Raw genomic sequence first — 14,778 nt, forward strand, 5'->3', positions numbered from 1 at the left:
ACCCAGAGGTCGCATGGAAGCGGCTTACTGTTACCAATTCGTGACTTTTACCATGGCCCTGCCTCTTTTGGCCTTTACCCATACTTTCAGAGGCGCAGTGAATCCTATCTTCCCGTCTCATCGTGCACTGGCGCGTTAACAGCAGGCTTTGATGGTGAATCCGACCATCACACCTCAGAGAAGCCGGGCCAGCTTACAACGGTCATATAAGCGTTATTGGTGCCATCAGTGATCTGCGTGTATTCGCTATCGGTAAGCGTAATCGTCTCGGTCGCCATCGTTATGCCTCGTACTCAATGCGCGTCATGTATCTCTCGCCCCAGTGAGTAGTAGCAAACGGGACGGTTACCGATGCGGCACCGTTAAATGGAATAGTGGTGTTGGTGTTGTCGCTGAAATAAATCTTGATGCCGCTGGCGTTGCCGTCTCTCTGGACAGTTACCGATGATGCCGCGCGCGTGACCGTTGAGGTTGACTCAGTGACGATCGGAGACGTTGCATAGGGATAGTTGCCCATCTCTATCATTTCCAGGCCGGGAACGTTACGCCGTCATCGCTGGCTTTAACGAACCATGAGAAGACATAATTACCGGCGGTCACGTTAGCGCTCTGCGTTAATCATAGAGAAGGCTGGCCGTTGCTGGCATCTGCATTGCGTCCCAACCAGATTCAGACACGGCTGGAATCAGTCACCCTTGCGGCTGCGGCCATGCGCTGCCACTTGCTGGCGAGGTTGTATCGGGCTAGCGGCACTATCTGAGTACCGCCCACATCCTGGCTGACTATGTAGCTACTGGCGGCCACCGGCAGGCGCCCAATCGCTTTACCGTCCGGTGCGCCGGTCTGGTCTACCTCGATAGAGAACGTGCCGGACTTCTGCACGTTGGTGCTTTCCGCAATTGCTCGCCCGTTCACCTGAATGTTTGTACTGGCCGGTTCCGACTGATGCCTGCCGATCGCCACGCCATCACGGTATTCGAGAGGCCAAGCATTAGTGGCTGAGGTTGACAGCTTGCCTGAGGCGTCCCAATAAAGATGTGCCGGGCCATTATATGAGATGCGGCTGTCAAGGCTCTGCGCGGTCAGGTCAATGGCCTTAATGCCAGCCTTTACCGCCCTGCCAATGCTTATCGCGCCAGGCACCCAGATACCGCTGAATGACTTCGACCCGATTACCGGAGCACTCGGGATTGTTGCCATATTCACTCCAATAAAAAACCGCCCGGAGGCGGTTACGATCATTGCTTAACGAGTTAACTTTGCTTTCTTTTTAGAACCATCCGCAATTTTTTTCCGTCAAACTCTACTTCTTCATAATCTTTAAAGAGCGCAACAAGCAACCCAACCCCTAAAAAGCATGCGGCTATAATTGCAGCAATTTCGAATCCAGTTAAGGCTGCCACAGGCGCAGCAGCAAACATAGATAGCCCGCCAGTAACAGGGGCAGCAGCGACTGCTGCTCCAATCAACCCTAATGTTCCTGCTCCTGCATAAGCGATCTTTTTACTTTTTTTTACTTTGCTAGCTAGCTCACCCTCAATAATTATTATTGAGGATTTGTTTTTCCTTGCGGTATCAAGCTCGCTTTTAGTTCTTACCAATACCTCGTTCATAGCTGAGTTCCCCCTGTCATAAGTGATTGACGACAACCTTGAGAGTACCATCGGCCATTATGTATAAAAGTTTAGATTCTATTATCAGGCGTATTCGTAAATGAGCCTTGTGAAGCCCTCTGTGACCGTAATCTGGTCGTGCCGCTGGCCACAGGCTTAGGTCGCCTGATTTGATGAAGATGCCAAAGACATTAGTCTGGCCAATGTCAAACAAGCGCTTCAGCACATAATCAGCATTAACCTCTACACGATCATTGCGCTGTACTTTTAGTTCAGCGATTCTAGTCTGAACGCCATGCTTTGACAGGTTATCTAACGTGGTACAGTTCGCTGCCTATCACTGAACCCCACCCGAATGGCCGCTTGCGTGGCGTTCAAATCGATGAGGCACTCGCGACAGAAAATCTATTTTTTGTCGGTGAGTGCCATGGTCAGCTCATTATTAGTTATAGAGGTTAGCGGATATATATGGATCAAGAAAAATTAGACATAATCAATGAAATTTGCTTAAAAACAAGGCGTTATCTCGAAACTAATCCAGCATTTTACACGCAACACATCAAAAGTCCGTTCCCAAAAGGATGGTGCGGAAAATCAGTCGAATTGCTTATTATCGCACTCTCTAAGAAAGGATTAAGTGTTGAAAAATGCTCTGGAAATGTCTTCCCCAACGCGAAAGTAAAAATAAATCACGCTTGGCTTGAATGTGAAGGTTACATAATAGATATCACTGCTGATCAATTTAATGATATGGGGTATTCAAACCCTCCAGTAATGGTAACTGATGATGACACCTTCCATAGAATATTTGTCAGATAGAGCGTCATAAATAGTTCATCATCATGCGCACTCGTAAATGCGCATGATGATGATACTTACAGTTAGCATACGTCTCTGTGATAGCCTGCAAGGCAACTCGATCCCGCTGAAAGACTTAACCCCGAACGCCGGAGCGTTCGGGGTTGCGAGCGTGTTCTATCCACTTTTAAAAAGCTATATAGTGATTTTTTATTTTTACATAACTTACCTGGATAATTATTCTTTTTTCGCTTGCTCATTTTCGTGTTTGGTAAATGACCAAGTTATTATTTTATTTGTATCTAACTTATCTCTCTTACCTTGTATGTGCTTTCTGAATAAAATTAAAAATTCCCTATAAGACCTTGCATTCTCATCGTGTCCTAGCATCCTAGATAATTCTTCGGCCAAATCGGCAGGTAACCACAAAAATGCTTCGTTTGTCAGTTGCCTCAGCTTTTTCCTGTCCTGAGGCATGGATGCCCATTCAGCCATTAATTCAGCTATTAACGCCGATTTCATTTTTATTTCATGCCTACGCTTGAACGATTGTTCAATCCAGCTTTTAACCAATATTTGGCCGATAAAGAGTACAAGGGCGATAACTGCTGCCCAATCACCTAAGTCATAACCTTTTAAGTATTCCACATTACCTCCTGCACCTGTTTACCTAACAAATCGGCTTTCAGGAGGATAACTTTAATTATGTTAGTTTAATTCAATCTGCCTGATAGCAGCCCTATCAATGTTGGCCTGGCCCAGCAATCCGTACAGCTCAGCGGATAACTCCACCGCCAGGCCGAACATAATATTGTCCGGCACCGGAGGTACGTTAATCGGGCCGGTTAACTCAGCAGGTAGCGGAAGGCTTGGTTGGCTGATTGTCCGGTACTCCACCAGCGGTTTTTGCTGCGTCGCACAGCCGGTCAACAGCGCCAACCGAATCGGGATAGGCCAGGAGCCCTTTCCCTCTCTTCGCCTTGATGAGAATAATTCTCGATTGATGGCATTTAATGATATTTCAACAGGTTGATAATGGATGCGCTGATACCGGTTTATCGTACCCGTCAAACTCTTCCAGCCAGGAAGAAGCTGCTTTTCCGGGCCGCCTATGAGCTACAGAACCTCACGTTATCAGGCTGGCAGGTAAATTTGTCGGTTCAAAACAGCCTTTTGTTGGTTCAGTGTTGGTTCAGTTTCTGAATTAAAATTCTTATAAATCATTACTCTTTAAAAATTGAACTAACTGAACCAACTGAACCAACATTATTTCTCTTATGTGTGAGATTTATTCCTCGGCTGATTCATCCTCTGGACGGTACTGGATCACATAGACGTTGTACTGCCGCTTGTTAATCCTCGGTGATTTTCGTTGGTAGCCCCTGCCGCTGGCTGGTGGTGTCAGCATCCCGCTTTCCACCAGCACACGGGCAAACTGCTTGGGATTGAAACCGCAGGCGATCTCCTGCTCAAATGTTGCCGGGAAGGTGTAGAACACTATCGGATCATCGTCATGGCTGCCGCTGGCGCGATAACCCGCCATATCGCGTACAGGCAGCGATTGAGGGTCATACGGGAATGGCGCAAATCGGCTGTAGCCGTTGGCGTTAAGAAACGCCTCACATTGGGCGATGATCTGCTGATGTTCTTTGTTGCCGGTGCCGAACTCTCTCACCCAGGCGTTATAGCTGTGCTGAATGGCATCCTGGCACGTCTGCTCGTCCCACCCGGTAATAACGCGGCCCAGCAGCAGCGCGGCCTCAAGGATGGCAAAGCGAGCGCCTACGCGGTGAACCTGCTCACCGTATTCTGCCGGTATCAGACTGCGCCAGCGTTCCTCAGCGTTTCTGACCGCTTCCATAGCCAGACGCTGATTATCCGCTAACCACTTAATCCATTCCTTACCCGCTGAGCCGTGGTGGTTCTGCCAGGCATCTTTGAGTGCGTCAGCGTGCTGTTTGCCGTTCGCATACTGATGGAATCGCACCGCCTTACTCAACGGAATGTTCAGCAGCCTGACCAGCTGGCCCGCTTTGGCTTTTCGTCCGGCCATAGCGATGAACGTTTCTAAATCCATTTCGCCAGTGCTGATGGCCACGGTGCGCCAGCGCTTCAGGTCACGGTTACCACCCTCTTTGGCTCCCTGCAGTTTCCCCACACCGTTGAACAGCGCATAGGCAGACTGTGAGACGCTAACCGGATCAGCACCCTGACCCACCTCATCCAGCGGCATCAGCGCATCGTTGTGGGCAGCAGCTTCGTTAGCCAGCCCTAATGCGGTGCCGTACCACGTCAGGCGCAGCTGGTCAGGATTACCGTAGAGGCTGCTGGCAACGTTCGCGGTTGTGGTTTTACCGGCGCTTGATTGCTCATAGAAGTGAATGCCGAAGCCATCCGCACCTGCCAGGCCAATCAGGGGCGCAGCCAGCGCGGCAGCAATGCCAGTCATCATCGAATAATTACCGGCAGCCAGTGCCCCAACATTTTGACGCCAGCTTTCTGCGCTTCCCCGGCAGGTGTAACCGGCTGCGGCAGAACTGCGGCCATTGAAGAGTACCGGCTTATCAGGTATGCCGATAACCTCCCCATCCGGCATGATATAAGCGCCGCACTGCCACCCTGTAGCGTGCGCCACTCTCCAGACTTCTCGTGACCCATTTCGCTGTAGCCAGTCCGCCAGAATCGCTCTCAGGCCGCTTTTGGTTGTGACGTTCACACCACCAGCTTTGAGCGTTCTCCATCCCTCACGTTCGCCGATGTCAGCCAGCGGGATTGCCTGTATGGTTTCACTGTCTGAACCCCATGCCTGCCAGCGCAGAATCAGAAACTGGTCTTTATCATCGCGCCCGGTGCCGATAACCTGTAGAGGGGAACACAGCCAGCTTTCGCGGTTGATGATTTCACCGGTCTGTTTATCGGTATTTGGCTCAATCCAGTACACACCATCCTGGCGGCTTTCAATCCGGGGCTTGAGCGCATCGCGATCCGGCGTTGTTGTTTTGCCACCCTCAATCACTTCCAGTTGAGCGCCCATGTTTTCCTCCTGCGGTTGATACATGCCGGATGCAAAATATTTTGCTGCTGCTTCCAGTCCGTTTTGCTGACGGTAATCGTCCCAGTCCGCCTTATAGCTGGTCGGGGGTAATGATACTGAGCCATTGACGGCTTCGGCGGCTCTTTCAGCAAACACCTTGCCGCTGTTCACCTTCGGCTTACCGCTGGCATCGGGTTCTCCTGCCTCATGCCAGTCGTTATCACCGGCGATGATGAATGTGGCATTCGGATGCAGGCTGCGCATAGCCTCCGCGACGGGCGACAGATTACCGGCGTCAAGCGCCACCACTGCCAGCGCATCAGGACGCATCAGGTGAGCGGTGAGGGTTGTTGCCAGCCCTTCACCAATGATGATTTCCTTCACTTCCTGCGGCTGGTTAACGAGGTACCACGCTCCGCGCTTGGCTGAGCCATAGAGCACTTTCTTTTCACCCTGCGGCGTGATGGTCTGTGCTGCGGCCACATCGCCGGATTCGTCCACCAGCGGCAGCAGAATTGAACCATCGGACAAGCAAGGCAGCATGAAGCCGTTCAGCCCTCTGGCAATTAGATATTCGCTTTCGCCTACCTTGGTTTGCGCTGCGAGCCTCTGATAGTGACTCACAAAGCTGTCGCGGCGCTGTGCTGCTTCTGTCGCCTCCTTCTGCTGGCGCTCCTGCTCATGCTGGTGGCGCTGTTCGTCAAGCTGCTGCCTTCTCTGGCTGGCGGCTTTCTGGTCTGTTTCTGTTCCCCGGTAATCAATACCCAGCACATCAGCCGCCATGCGGGCGGCCTCAGTGGTACCGCACTGATTAACCTTCTGGATTAGGTCTAAGCCATCACCCGCGCCGCACTGGTTGCAGAAGAAACTACCGCGCCCTTTATCATCGAAACGGAAGCGATCTTTACCGCCACAGGCGGGGCATGATGCGTGCTGGCGGGGTGAACGGGGGACGTCAATGCCCAGCTGGCTCAGTACCATCGGCCAGCGGTCAGCCGCGGCGGCAGTCGTCTCCCGAATAAGGTCATAGTTACGCATGGAAACTCATCTCCCCTTTAGAAAGAGAGGTGCTCATGTCATTAATCATGCTCTGCCAGATGCTTTCACCGCGATCAGTGAGGCTGCTGCCGTCTGTGCAAAGAGTCAGTAGATTGCCCGCCAGCGCCTCCCAGTGCGGATATTCCTGCTTTATCGGCTTAAGCAGATAGCTATTCACCAGCAGCCTGATACCGGCTGAACCGTCCACAATGGCAACCTCAACTCGCTGGCCCTTGATTTCCATCGGGAACCAGTCGCCGCCGTTCTGCCGTTTGAGATGGTCATAAATTGCTGCTGAATACTGGTTCGCCAGCGCATTAAGTCGGAAGTTTTTGGTAATTAGCGTCATTGTTTGGCCTGCCCTTCCTTGTATTTAGAATTGCGGCCAGCATCTACTGACACTTTGTACGTCCTGGATTCTCTTTGCGCATCGCACTCTTCAAAGCGGGTCAGGTTATGGATTTCTTCCACCCAGCGATAAACCTCTTCACGCAGAAGCTCGGGGGATGTGTTGGGGATCACTTCCGTCAACAGGTGGCATAACCCGGCCTGCGCACGCAGCAGTCGGTCGCGTGAAATGTTCTCTGCCGTGGCGGGAACAGGCGCAGATTCACGGCCAACTACAGCCAGAACGTGGCGCAAGTTGTCTTTGTATGAAGAGAGGTTGTTATCACGCATGAGCCACCTCCTGAACCGGCAGGCGGGCAGCTAATGACAGGATGAAATGGGGTGCCAGAACGCGGCGGGCTTCTTTCTCGCTGGCGGCCTCAACGGAGACGCGGCACGGTTTAGACAGCATGTCAGCGCGTGACAGTGCCAGAAAGCGAAACTGAAATTTGGGTATAGCTTGGGTGAGGGTAGTAGCCATGATGGCAGCCTCCAGTAGATAGCGGGTAACGCTACCACCGGAAACGCCAATTTCACTGGTGGTAGCCCAGACAGGGTTGGCGTAACCGGCTCTACTGGATACCGGCGAACCTTTCGGTTCCCCTGCCTGAGCCACCATTGCTCTTGAAAGGCACCGGATTATATCCGATTGCCAGAAAAAAGGGTGAGTCAGTCTTACGACACAAAAAAAGACGCCAGGCGCGTCGTGTGTCGCCAGTAGAATTCTCAGGACGCCAATCCCGGCACTGAATTTTGCCAGTGCAAGTTGAGGATAGTCCGAAGTTTGCGGAGAGGGCAAGCGGTTTTTTAACTGTTTGTAATAACCCGCACTACCAGTGTAAGACGCTGCCTTACACAATATGGAGTTAGCTGCTGTCAGGCACAAAGCCAAATTTTTGGCTGAGTGGATGTCAGGTTTTGACAGGTTCCCAGGGCTAACTTTTGCTAACAGGCCAGCCAGCGGGAAAGATCCTTTCTGGAAGGCGTTCATTAGTGAACCTCTGGCAACTGAGGTTGGTACTTCAGCCAAAGCGCAGCCTCTTCAACAGCAAGGCTGGCTTTCTCCCCCTTACACGCCTGCAGGTCTTTACCGCGTTTGCTGGCCTTCTTGTCATAAGCAGCCTGGCGCTTACTGTGGTTGTTCAGGAATGCGAATGGCACGCCGTATGAGCCGGTTTTACGGATTGATGGGATAACCTCACGGAATACCCAGTTGCTGAAGCGGTGGGCGAATGTGCCAGGCGTGGTGGCCTTGCGGCTGCGTGCAATCAGCTTGTAAAAGCCGGATTCACCAACCGTACGCATAAGCTGCTGGCCTCCGGGGGTGGGTGTTAAACACTCCCCCTTCTCATCATTATCTAATCGACGCAATGCGACTTTGTGATCGGAAATTTCCAGCGCCTCACAAATATCTTTGGCAATAAACCAAGGCTCACCACAGACGCTGACGATTCGCACCGATTTACCCTCGAATTTAATCACCGAAATATTATCTTCATCAGCGATGAAAGTAGTTGTCATGCTGGTGGCGGGCTGAGGGGTGGCCTCAAAAATTAATCTGCTTTTTTCATTTTTCATTTATCAGGCTCCGTTAAGCGGCGTTGAACGCATCCGGGTAGAGGGAAAGAATGTCGTTAATCTCACGCCGAGACAGGCCGGTATATCCACCAGCAGCGGCATTACTATTAACCAGTTGAATCACTCGCATCACGTCAGCGCGGCAGGTGATCCGGTAACGGAAGTGGCTACCGATGCCATCACCGTTAGGCTCGTCGATGCGCTCCAGGTGAATATCAAGCCTTCTTTCCAGTTCTGTCGCGTAGTTACGGGCGCTGGATAAGCGGCAGTAGCGAAGGATCTCGTTCTCAGTGAAGCCATTAACGCCGGTACGCATCATGTAAACGCGAGCGCGGTGTTTCTTTGGGGTTGGCTTAATGACTGCGGCAGGCGTAATATCAGAGGCGTCAACTACCTGATTAGCCGCCTGTAAGGGGCGGTTTTTCATTTTCATCATGCCACCTCGCCGCGAGATTCAGCGATGCGCTGATTAATCCACTCGTCAATTTCACTTTCGATAAAAGCAATGGCACGGCTACCAATTTTGATGGAAGAAGGGAAGCGCTCTTCTTTGAGTAAGCGATATATCCAAGCCTTACTGTAGCCAGTGCGGCGTTGTACTTCTGATAAGCGAATTAATGATTCAGACATATTTACCTCGTAACGTCTATTGCGGTTTACGAGATTTATTTCATCAAAGTTGGATTACTTATAGTGGAAATTAACAAAAGAAAGATGGAAGGGTTCATTAGAAGACGAAGCTAAAAATGATACTTTTGTTGAGGGTTTTGGAAATGGAGAGGCGGCAAATGCGGGACTTTAGAAATCGCGCCCGCATAAAATTTATGGTTGGAAATGTCCACTACTCACTTTGAGGAAGAATCGTTTCTAAAGCCTCTTTGATAAGGTTCGTCATTTGCTTATCTGTCACAACCATCCCTTGATAATTGTGGCTCGCAAGGTTTTGAGCCACAGTCCGAGCTATAGCAAGCTTGTTTAATTTTTCACCATACTTAAATGACTTACTTGATTTTTCTAGTGCTAAGGCCATGCCAGCAATCATCATTAGAGCAGTATTCTTCCCCGGGAACTCCCCCCACTGATCAAGATATTTGGTCTCTAATACCTGCGTAGTTTCTGAATTTTTACGGGTAACCGGAAGAGGCCAATGAAAATCATGCTTTCTTACCCAAGACTCAACTTCAGTGCGAATTAATACACAATCCCTTCGGTCATGATCATAATTGTCATAATGAGTTATATCCTTTGCATTTAGCTCGCCGCTGTCTACGGCATCCCATAATGAGTCTTTGTATGAGTTAACAACTGTCTGCGCTTCGATTTTCAAACCAAAGTTCGGGTTTTCATCCGCAATGAAGTAAGCAGCATTTTCCAATGAGATATTAACCCTAGATAAATATGGAACCATCCACTTAGGAAGACTATTTTTTAAAGCCCACGAGTATTCATCTAAATTGTCGTGCAGGTTAATACCCAAAAGCTTCTCAATTTCAGAGCGATCAAACCCCACAAAGTCAAAAGAATTCATTCTCCCCTCCTCAAAAAGGAACGTTGTCATCAAAAATTGACTTGCTACTATTTTGCAAATCCTGCTCGTTGGTTCTTGATGGGGACCAACCTTCGTAAGGCGCTTCATCCATGTCAGGATTTACCATTACCTTATTAAGAAGCTCATAAGAGTTGAAACTCGGATCGCTATAATTCGGCCTTCTCGTTAAACCGCGGGAGTCCTGTATAAGCAATTTAGGTGCATATTCTTCAGCTTCATCCAATTTTATAATTATCCAATTTGCAATTTGATCTCGAGTCATGTTAGGAAACTTACTTTCTATCCTAATGATTAACTCTCGGATGCTAATAAACTGCTGCTTTTTGGCCTTTAACTCAATTATTGGATTTGTCACACGCCACCTCACGCCCTCTTAATTTGGCGGCTATGTCAGCCCGCAGAGGTGTGCGGGTTTTCGGGGATCAGCCTAGACATAGCCTATTCTTTGTTCGTCTACAGAAGTCTACTACCTTCGCCTAATACTGTCTATTCATCCAGTTAAGCGCGTTTCCCAAACGACCCATGAATCACGTTATCGCCCTTTTCCAGCGCATCCATATAGTCGGCATACCACTGGAGCATTTCTCTGCGGCCGTCCAGATATTGGGCATGGTTATAGGTACCGCGAATGCTGTTCTTATCGGCGTGAGCCAGCTGCGTTTCAATCCAGGCAGTGTTGTAGCCCTGCTCATGCAGAATGGTACTCATGGTGTGCCGGAAGCCATGCCCGGTAGCTTTACCGTCATAGCCGATACGTTTGATCACCTGATTAATACTGGCCTCGCTCATTGTCTTACCGGCATCGTTGCGTCCTGGGAATACAAAGCGCCCTCTTCCCGTTAGCTGGTGGATTTCTTCAAGGAGGGATTTAGCCTGGATGGAAAGCGGCACTACGTGAGGGCGGCGCATCTTCATCCGCTCTGCAGGTATTTGCCAGATTCCTTTCTCTAAATCGAATTCAGCCCACTCAGCAGCACGCAATTCAATCGTGCGCGTACCAGTAAGCATCAGTAATCGGGTGGCGTTTTGTGTAACCTTACTGCCAGTATATTCACTGAGTGCGCGAAGAAAGCCGCCAATCTGCTCGGTGAGAAGATGAGGAAAGTGCTTTTGCTTTGGCGCTTTGAGTGCGCCGGCGAGATCGGTAACAGGGTTATGCTCTGCCCTACCAGTGATAACGGCATAGGTGAAAATCTGGCGGCAAGCCTGACGAGTTTTCTTCAGCTTATCCAGAACGCCGCGCTGCTCCATCTTTCTGAGCACCAGCAGCATTTCTGCCGCTTTGATTTCTGCGATGGCACGCTTACCGATAAACGGGAAAACATCTTTCTGCAGGTATTCCAGGATATCGCTGGCATAGCCCTGTGACCAGTTAGGGCGCTTATGCTCGTGCCATTCAATCGCCAGCGCCTCGAAGCTATTGCTGACGGCCAGAATCTTAGCCTGCTTTTCTGCCTGTTTAACTTCGCCCGGATCACCACCAGCAGCCAAAGTGCGCTTTGCTTCGTCACGCTTTGCCCTGGCATCAGCCAGAGATACATCAGGATATACCCCCAACGCCAGCAGCTTTTCTTTTCCCGCAACGCGATACTTTAAGCGCCAGTAGCGTGATCCATTGGTGTTAATGAGAAGGTAAAGACCGCCGCCGTCAGAGAGCTTGTAGGCTTTATCTCTGGCCTTTGACGTGTCCACTGTACGGGCATTGAGTTTCAATTTGGGGGTATCTTATTTCATTGAACAGAACCATACCCCCAAATGTACCCCCACATGGCTGTAGATTTCAATAGATGTGAGTAGACGTTGAGATAATGATATTCGCGAGAAAGTGCTTACTGGCTGGGGTTTTGTGGGCTTTGGTAGACTACGGGAGAAGTAAGAATGGTACGCCCTACAGGATTCGAACCTGTGACCTACGGCTTAGAAGGCCGGTGCTCTATCCAACTGAGCTAAGGGCGCATGGGGAACAGGGTCGGATTATACGGCGCGAAGCCGTCGAGTCAACGATTTTGCTTACTAAGCCAATCTGTTGCTGCACTATTGAACAGCCTGCTCCGAATCTGTGCCTGACAGCGGCGCGCGCTTCTGCCAGAATAGGCGCCATCTCACGTTTCAACTCAACACAGATGGATCCTCTCTCTGATGGCAGCAAAGATTATTGACGGTAAAACGATTGCGCAGCAGGTGCGCCTTGAGGTTGCAGAAAAAGTGCAGCAGCGTCTGGCCGCGGGTAAACGCGCGCCTGGCCTGGCGGTGGTACTGGTAGGTGAGAACCCGGCTTCACAAATCTACGTGGGCAGCAAACGCCGTGCCTGTGAAGAAGTGGGCTTTATCTCCCGCTCTTACGATTTGCCGGCCTCCACCAGCGAAGCGGAGCTGCTGGCGCTGATCGATAAGCTGAACGACGATAGCGAAATTGACGGCATTCTGGTGCAGCTGCCGCTCCCGGCAGGCATTGATAACGTTAAGGTGCTGGAGCGCATCTCGCCGTCAAAAGACGTCGATGGATTCCATCCTTATAACGTTGGTCGCCTGTGCCAGCGCGCGCCTAAGCTGCGTCCCTGTACGCCGCGCGGCATCGTCACGCTGCTAGAGCGTTATAACATTGACACCTTTGGCCTGAACGCCGTGGTGGTTGGCGCGTCCAATATCGTTGGTCGTCCAATGAGCATGGAGCTGCTGCTGGCAGGCTGCACCACTACCGTTACCCATCGCTTTACCAAAAACCTTCGTCACCATATCGAACATGCCGATCTGTTGGTGGTGGCCGTGGGTAAACCAAACTTTATTCCTGGCGACTGGATCAAGCCTGGCGCGATCGTGATTGACGTGGGCATTAATCGTCTGGAAAGCGGCAAAGTGGTTGGTGACGTAGATTTTGCTGCAGCTTCCGAGCGGGCAGCTTATATTACGCCGGTTCCAGGCGGTGTTGGCCCGATGACCGTGGCAACGCTGATTCAGAATACCCTGCAAGCCTGCGAAGAATTTCATGATGGAGCAGTACAATAATGGCAACTTTTTCTCTGGGTAAACATGCCCACGTCGATTTATGCGATCTGCTGAAGCTGGAAGGTTGGGTGGAAAGCGGCGGTGCGGCAAAAGACGCAATCGCGGACGGCCAGGTTACGGTAGATGGCAAAACAGAAACCCGTAAACGCTGTAAAATCGTTGTGGGCCAGACCGTCAGCTTTAACGGCAACAGCATCACCGTCGCTGAGTAAAGTCAGCTGCAGGCTGCATTTTAAAAGCTGAGCGGTCGGTGAAGAAAGTAAAAACCATTCAGGAGCCAATTGGCTCCTGAACTTTTTTAGCTTATTTACGACGCCAGCTGGTTCCCTGCGGGCCGTCTTCCAGCACGATCCCCATTTCGACCAGCTTGTCACGCGCCAGGTCAGCCTGCGCCCAGTTTTTCTCTTTACGTGCATCCAGGCGCATTTTGATCAGCGCTTCGATCTCGGCGACCTCATCGTCGTTACTTTGCGCACCGCTCTGCAAAAAGACTTCAGGATCCTGTTCCAGCAGGCCCAGCACGCCAGCCAGCTGACGCAGTTTTGCCGCCAGCCCGTTTGCGGCCGCCCTGTCTTCGGTTTTCAGGCGGTTAACGTCGCGCGCCATATCAAAGAGCACGGAATAGGCTTCCGGCGTGTTGAAATCGTCGTCCATCGCCTCGCGGAAACGGGCTTCAAAAGCCTCGCCGCCCACGGCTTCAGCCTGCGGATCGGTGTTGCGCAGCGCGGTATAAAGCCTCTCCAGCGCCGCGCGCGCCTGCTTCAGGTTATCTTCGCCGTAATTCAGCTGGCTGCGATAGTGGCCCGACATCAGGAAGTAGCGCACGGTCTCGGCATCGAAATAGCCCAGCACGTCGCGCACGGTAAAGAAGTTGTTCAGCGACTTGGACATCTTTTCACGGTCAACCATCACCATGCCGGAATGCATCCAGTAGTTGACGTAGGGGCCGTCATGCGCGCAGGTAGACTGGGCGATTTCGTTTTCATGATGCGGGAACATCAGGTCGGAACCGCCGCCGTGAATATCGAAGTGCTCGCCAAGCTGCTTGCAGTTCATGGCGGAACATTCAATATGCCAGCCCGGACGCCCCTCGCCCCACGGCGAAGGCCAGCCCGGCTCATTGGCCTTGGACATTTTCCACAGCACAAAATCCATAGGATTACGTTTAACGTCGGCGGCCACCTCAACGCGCGCACCGGCCTGGAGCTGTTCCAGATCCTGACGCGACAGCAGGCCATAATCGGCGTCGCTGGCAACAGAGAACATCACGTCGCCGTTGCTGGCGACGTAAGCATGGTCGCGCTCAATAAGCTTGCTGACCAGTTCAATGATGTCGGCGATATGGTGCGTAGCGCGAGGTTCCAGATCCGGCGGCAGAATATTCAGCGCGGCGAAGTCAGCGTGCATTTCCGCGATCATCCGATCGGTCAGCACGTCGATAGTTTCGCCGTTTTCGTTGGCGCGCTTGATGATTTTGTCATCAATATCGGTGATGTTACGCACGTACTTCAGCGAGTAGCCTAAATAGCGCAGATAGCGGGCGACCACGTCAAAGGCAATAAAGGTGCGCCCGTGACCAATATGACACAGGTCATAGACGGTGATGCCGCACACGTACATGCCGATTTGACCGGCATGAATAGGCTTAAATTCCTCTTTTTGACGACTCAGGGTGTTGAAAATCTTTAGCATTGAGACATTCCGTTTTTAACGTGTGCGATCGTGATAGTAACAGGCATATTCTGCCGTATTGTTAACGCAAGCGCCACGCAAAG

General features: G+C 51.1%; 19 protein-coding genes and 1 tRNA gene. 3 read left to right on the plus strand and 17 right to left on the minus strand.

The window, feature by feature from the left end; all coding sequences use genetic code 11:
* Positions 1-280 precede the first annotated feature (280 nt).
* The 3 genes from AB6T85_RS17695 to AB6T85_RS17705 form a co-directional block, all read right to left on the minus strand.
* Complete coding sequence (locus tag AB6T85_RS17695; protein WP_369896298.1) at positions 281-517, minus strand: hypothetical protein; 237 nt, start codon at positions 515-517, stop codon at positions 281-283.
* Positions 518-669: 152 nt separating this feature from the next.
* Positions 670-1,200 (minus strand): hypothetical protein, encoded by a 531-nt coding sequence (locus tag AB6T85_RS17700; RefSeq protein WP_369896299.1) that lies wholly within the window; start codon positions 1,198-1,200, stop codon positions 670-672.
* Between the two features lie 53 nt (positions 1,201-1,253).
* Positions 1,254-1,613, minus strand: a complete 360-nt coding sequence (locus AB6T85_RS17705; protein WP_369896300.1) for a PM1101 family membrane protein — start codon at positions 1,611-1,613, stop codon at positions 1,254-1,256.
* A 468-nt stretch (positions 1,614-2,081) separates the two neighbouring features.
* On the opposite strand from AB6T85_RS17705, the gene AB6T85_RS17710 reads away from it, so the two are divergent.
* Entirely contained in the window at positions 2,082-2,432 is a 351-nt protein-coding gene (locus AB6T85_RS17710; RefSeq protein WP_369896301.1) for a hypothetical protein, read from the plus strand.
* A 216-nt stretch (positions 2,433-2,648) separates the two neighbouring features.
* Here the strand turns inward: AB6T85_RS17710 and AB6T85_RS17715 are convergent, their stop codons facing one another.
* The 13 genes from AB6T85_RS17715 to AB6T85_RS17775 all read right to left on the minus strand — a co-directional run bounded on the left by AB6T85_RS17715 (position 2,649) and on the right by AB6T85_RS17775 (position 11,953).
* Positions 2,649-3,059: a hypothetical protein gene (locus AB6T85_RS17715; RefSeq protein ID WP_369896302.1), complete on the minus strand. Its 411-nt coding sequence runs from the start codon at positions 3,057-3,059 to the stop codon at positions 2,649-2,651.
* A 60-nt stretch (positions 3,060-3,119) separates the two neighbouring features.
* The gene (locus tag AB6T85_RS17720) at positions 3,120-3,482 is read right to left on the minus strand and encodes a hypothetical protein (RefSeq protein ID WP_369896303.1); all 363 of its coding nucleotides are present in this window, start codon (positions 3,480-3,482) and stop codon (positions 3,120-3,122) included.
* A gap of 217 nt (positions 3,483-3,699) precedes the next feature.
* The gene (locus tag AB6T85_RS17725; RefSeq protein WP_369896304.1) at positions 3,700-6,483 is read right to left on the minus strand and encodes a DUF927 domain-containing protein; all 2,784 of its coding nucleotides are present in this window, start codon (positions 6,481-6,483) and stop codon (positions 3,700-3,702) included.
* The gene (locus AB6T85_RS17730; RefSeq protein WP_369896305.1) at positions 6,476-6,832 is read right to left on the minus strand and encodes a hypothetical protein; all 357 of its coding nucleotides are present in this window, start codon (positions 6,830-6,832) and stop codon (positions 6,476-6,478) included. Before AB6T85_RS17730 ends, AB6T85_RS17725 begins: the two co-directional genes overlap by 8 nt.
* A complete protein-coding gene (locus tag AB6T85_RS17735) occupies positions 6,829-7,161 on the minus strand; it encodes a transcriptional regulator (protein WP_369896306.1) in 333 nt (110 codons plus the stop codon). Before AB6T85_RS17735 ends, AB6T85_RS17730 begins: the two co-directional genes overlap by 4 nt.
* Positions 7,154-7,861, minus strand: coding sequence for a host cell division inhibitor Icd-like protein (locus AB6T85_RS17740; protein ID WP_369896307.1), 708 nt, complete (start codon positions 7,859-7,861; stop codon positions 7,154-7,156). Before AB6T85_RS17740 ends, AB6T85_RS17735 begins: the two co-directional genes overlap by 8 nt.
* On the minus strand, positions 7,861-8,448 hold the full coding sequence (locus tag AB6T85_RS17745; RefSeq protein WP_369896308.1) for a BRO-N domain-containing protein: 588 nt from the start codon (positions 8,446-8,448) through the stop codon (positions 7,861-7,863). Before AB6T85_RS17745 ends, AB6T85_RS17740 begins: the two co-directional genes overlap by 1 nt.
* 13 nt (positions 8,449-8,461) lie before the next feature.
* The gene (locus AB6T85_RS17750; RefSeq protein ID WP_369896349.1) at positions 8,462-8,881 is read right to left on the minus strand and encodes a PM1773 family protein; all 420 of its coding nucleotides are present in this window, start codon (positions 8,879-8,881) and stop codon (positions 8,462-8,464) included.
* On the minus strand, positions 8,881-9,078 hold the full coding sequence (locus AB6T85_RS17755; protein WP_369896309.1) for a helix-turn-helix transcriptional regulator: 198 nt from the start codon (positions 9,076-9,078) through the stop codon (positions 8,881-8,883). The genes AB6T85_RS17750 and AB6T85_RS17755 overlap by 1 nt, the downstream gene beginning before the upstream one ends.
* Before the next feature lie 211 nt (positions 9,079-9,289).
* Complete coding sequence (locus AB6T85_RS17760) at positions 9,290-9,976, minus strand: hypothetical protein (RefSeq protein WP_369896310.1); 687 nt, start codon at positions 9,974-9,976, stop codon at positions 9,290-9,292.
* Between the two features lie 10 nt (positions 9,977-9,986).
* Entirely contained in the window at positions 9,987-10,352 is a 366-nt protein-coding gene (locus AB6T85_RS17765; RefSeq protein ID WP_369896311.1) for a hypothetical protein, read from the minus strand.
* A 143-nt stretch (positions 10,353-10,495) separates the two neighbouring features.
* Complete coding sequence (locus tag AB6T85_RS17770; protein WP_369896312.1) at positions 10,496-11,710, minus strand: tyrosine-type recombinase/integrase; 1,215 nt, start codon at positions 11,708-11,710, stop codon at positions 10,496-10,498.
* Positions 11,711-11,876: 166 nt separating this feature from the next.
* A tRNA-Arg gene (locus AB6T85_RS17775) sits at positions 11,877-11,953 on the minus strand.
* A 183-nt stretch (positions 11,954-12,136) separates the two neighbouring features.
* Here AB6T85_RS17775 and folD point away from each other — a divergent pair.
* Positions 12,137-13,003 carry a bifunctional methylenetetrahydrofolate dehydrogenase/methenyltetrahydrofolate cyclohydrolase FolD gene (gene folD, locus AB6T85_RS17780; protein ID WP_301252380.1) on the plus strand — a complete coding sequence of 289 codons (867 nt, stop codon included), beginning with the start codon at positions 12,137-12,139 and terminating at the stop codon, positions 13,001-13,003.
* Positions 13,003-13,215 carry a ribosome-associated protein YbcJ gene (gene ybcJ / locus AB6T85_RS17785; RefSeq protein ID WP_369896313.1) on the plus strand — a complete coding sequence of 71 codons (213 nt, stop codon included), beginning with the start codon at positions 13,003-13,005 and terminating at the stop codon, positions 13,213-13,215. Before folD ends, ybcJ begins: the two co-directional genes overlap by 1 nt.
* A 91-nt stretch (positions 13,216-13,306) precedes the next feature.
* On the opposite strand, the gene cysS is transcribed toward ybcJ, so the two are convergent.
* Positions 13,307-14,695, minus strand: a complete 1,389-nt coding sequence (cysS, locus tag AB6T85_RS17790) for a cysteine--tRNA ligase (protein WP_253454989.1) — start codon at positions 14,693-14,695, stop codon at positions 13,307-13,309.
* Between the last annotated feature and the right edge of the window lie 83 nt (positions 14,696-14,778).

Source organism: Erwinia aeris, assembly GCF_041224955.1.
In the GTDB taxonomy this organism is placed as follows: Bacteria; Pseudomonadota; Gammaproteobacteria; order Enterobacterales; family Enterobacteriaceae; genus Erwinia; species Erwinia aeris.

Excerpts from the sequence above, each read along its gene's own strand:
- AB6T85_RS17695 (WP_369896298.1), bottom strand. The coding sequence starts at position 517 with ATGGGCAACTATCCCTATGCAACGTCTCCGATCGTCACTGAGTCAACC.
- AB6T85_RS17700 (WP_369896299.1), bottom strand. The coding sequence starts at position 1,200 with ATGGCAACAATCCCGAGTGCTCCGGTAATCGGGTCGAAGTCATTCAGC.
- AB6T85_RS17705 (WP_369896300.1), bottom strand. The coding sequence starts at position 1,613 with ATGAACGAGGTATTGGTAAGAACTAAAAGCGAGCTTGATACCGCAAGG.
- AB6T85_RS17710 (WP_369896301.1), top strand. The coding sequence starts at position 2,082 with ATGGATCAAGAAAAATTAGACATAATCAATGAAATTTGCTTAAAAACA.
- AB6T85_RS17725 (WP_369896304.1), bottom strand. The coding sequence starts at position 6,483 with ATGCGTAACTATGACCTTATTCGGGAGACGACTGCCGCCGCGGCTGAC.
- AB6T85_RS17730 (WP_369896305.1), bottom strand. The coding sequence starts at position 6,832 with ATGACGCTAATTACCAAAAACTTCCGACTTAATGCGCTGGCGAACCAG.
- AB6T85_RS17735 (WP_369896306.1), bottom strand. The coding sequence starts at position 7,161 with ATGCGTGATAACAACCTCTCTTCATACAAAGACAACTTGCGCCACGTT.
- AB6T85_RS17740 (WP_369896307.1), bottom strand. The coding sequence starts at position 7,861 with ATGAACGCCTTCCAGAAAGGATCTTTCCCGCTGGCTGGCCTGTTAGCA.
- AB6T85_RS17745 (WP_369896308.1), bottom strand. The coding sequence starts at position 8,448 with ATGAAAAATGAAAAAAGCAGATTAATTTTTGAGGCCACCCCTCAGCCC.
- AB6T85_RS17750 (WP_369896349.1), bottom strand. The coding sequence starts at position 8,881 with ATGAAAATGAAAAACCGCCCCTTACAGGCGGCTAATCAGGTAGTTGAC.
- AB6T85_RS17755 (WP_369896309.1), bottom strand. The coding sequence starts at position 9,078 with ATGTCTGAATCATTAATTCGCTTATCAGAAGTACAACGCCGCACTGGC.
- AB6T85_RS17760 (WP_369896310.1), bottom strand. The coding sequence starts at position 9,976 with ATGAATTCTTTTGACTTTGTGGGGTTTGATCGCTCTGAAATTGAGAAG.
- folD (WP_301252380.1), top strand. The coding sequence starts at position 12,137 with ATGGCAGCAAAGATTATTGACGGTAAAACGATTGCGCAGCAGGTGCGC.
- ybcJ (WP_369896313.1), top strand. The coding sequence starts at position 13,003 with ATGGCAACTTTTTCTCTGGGTAAACATGCCCACGTCGATTTATGCGAT.
- cysS (WP_253454989.1), bottom strand. The coding sequence starts at position 14,695 with ATGCTAAAGATTTTCAACACCCTGAGTCGTCAAAAAGAGGAATTTAAG.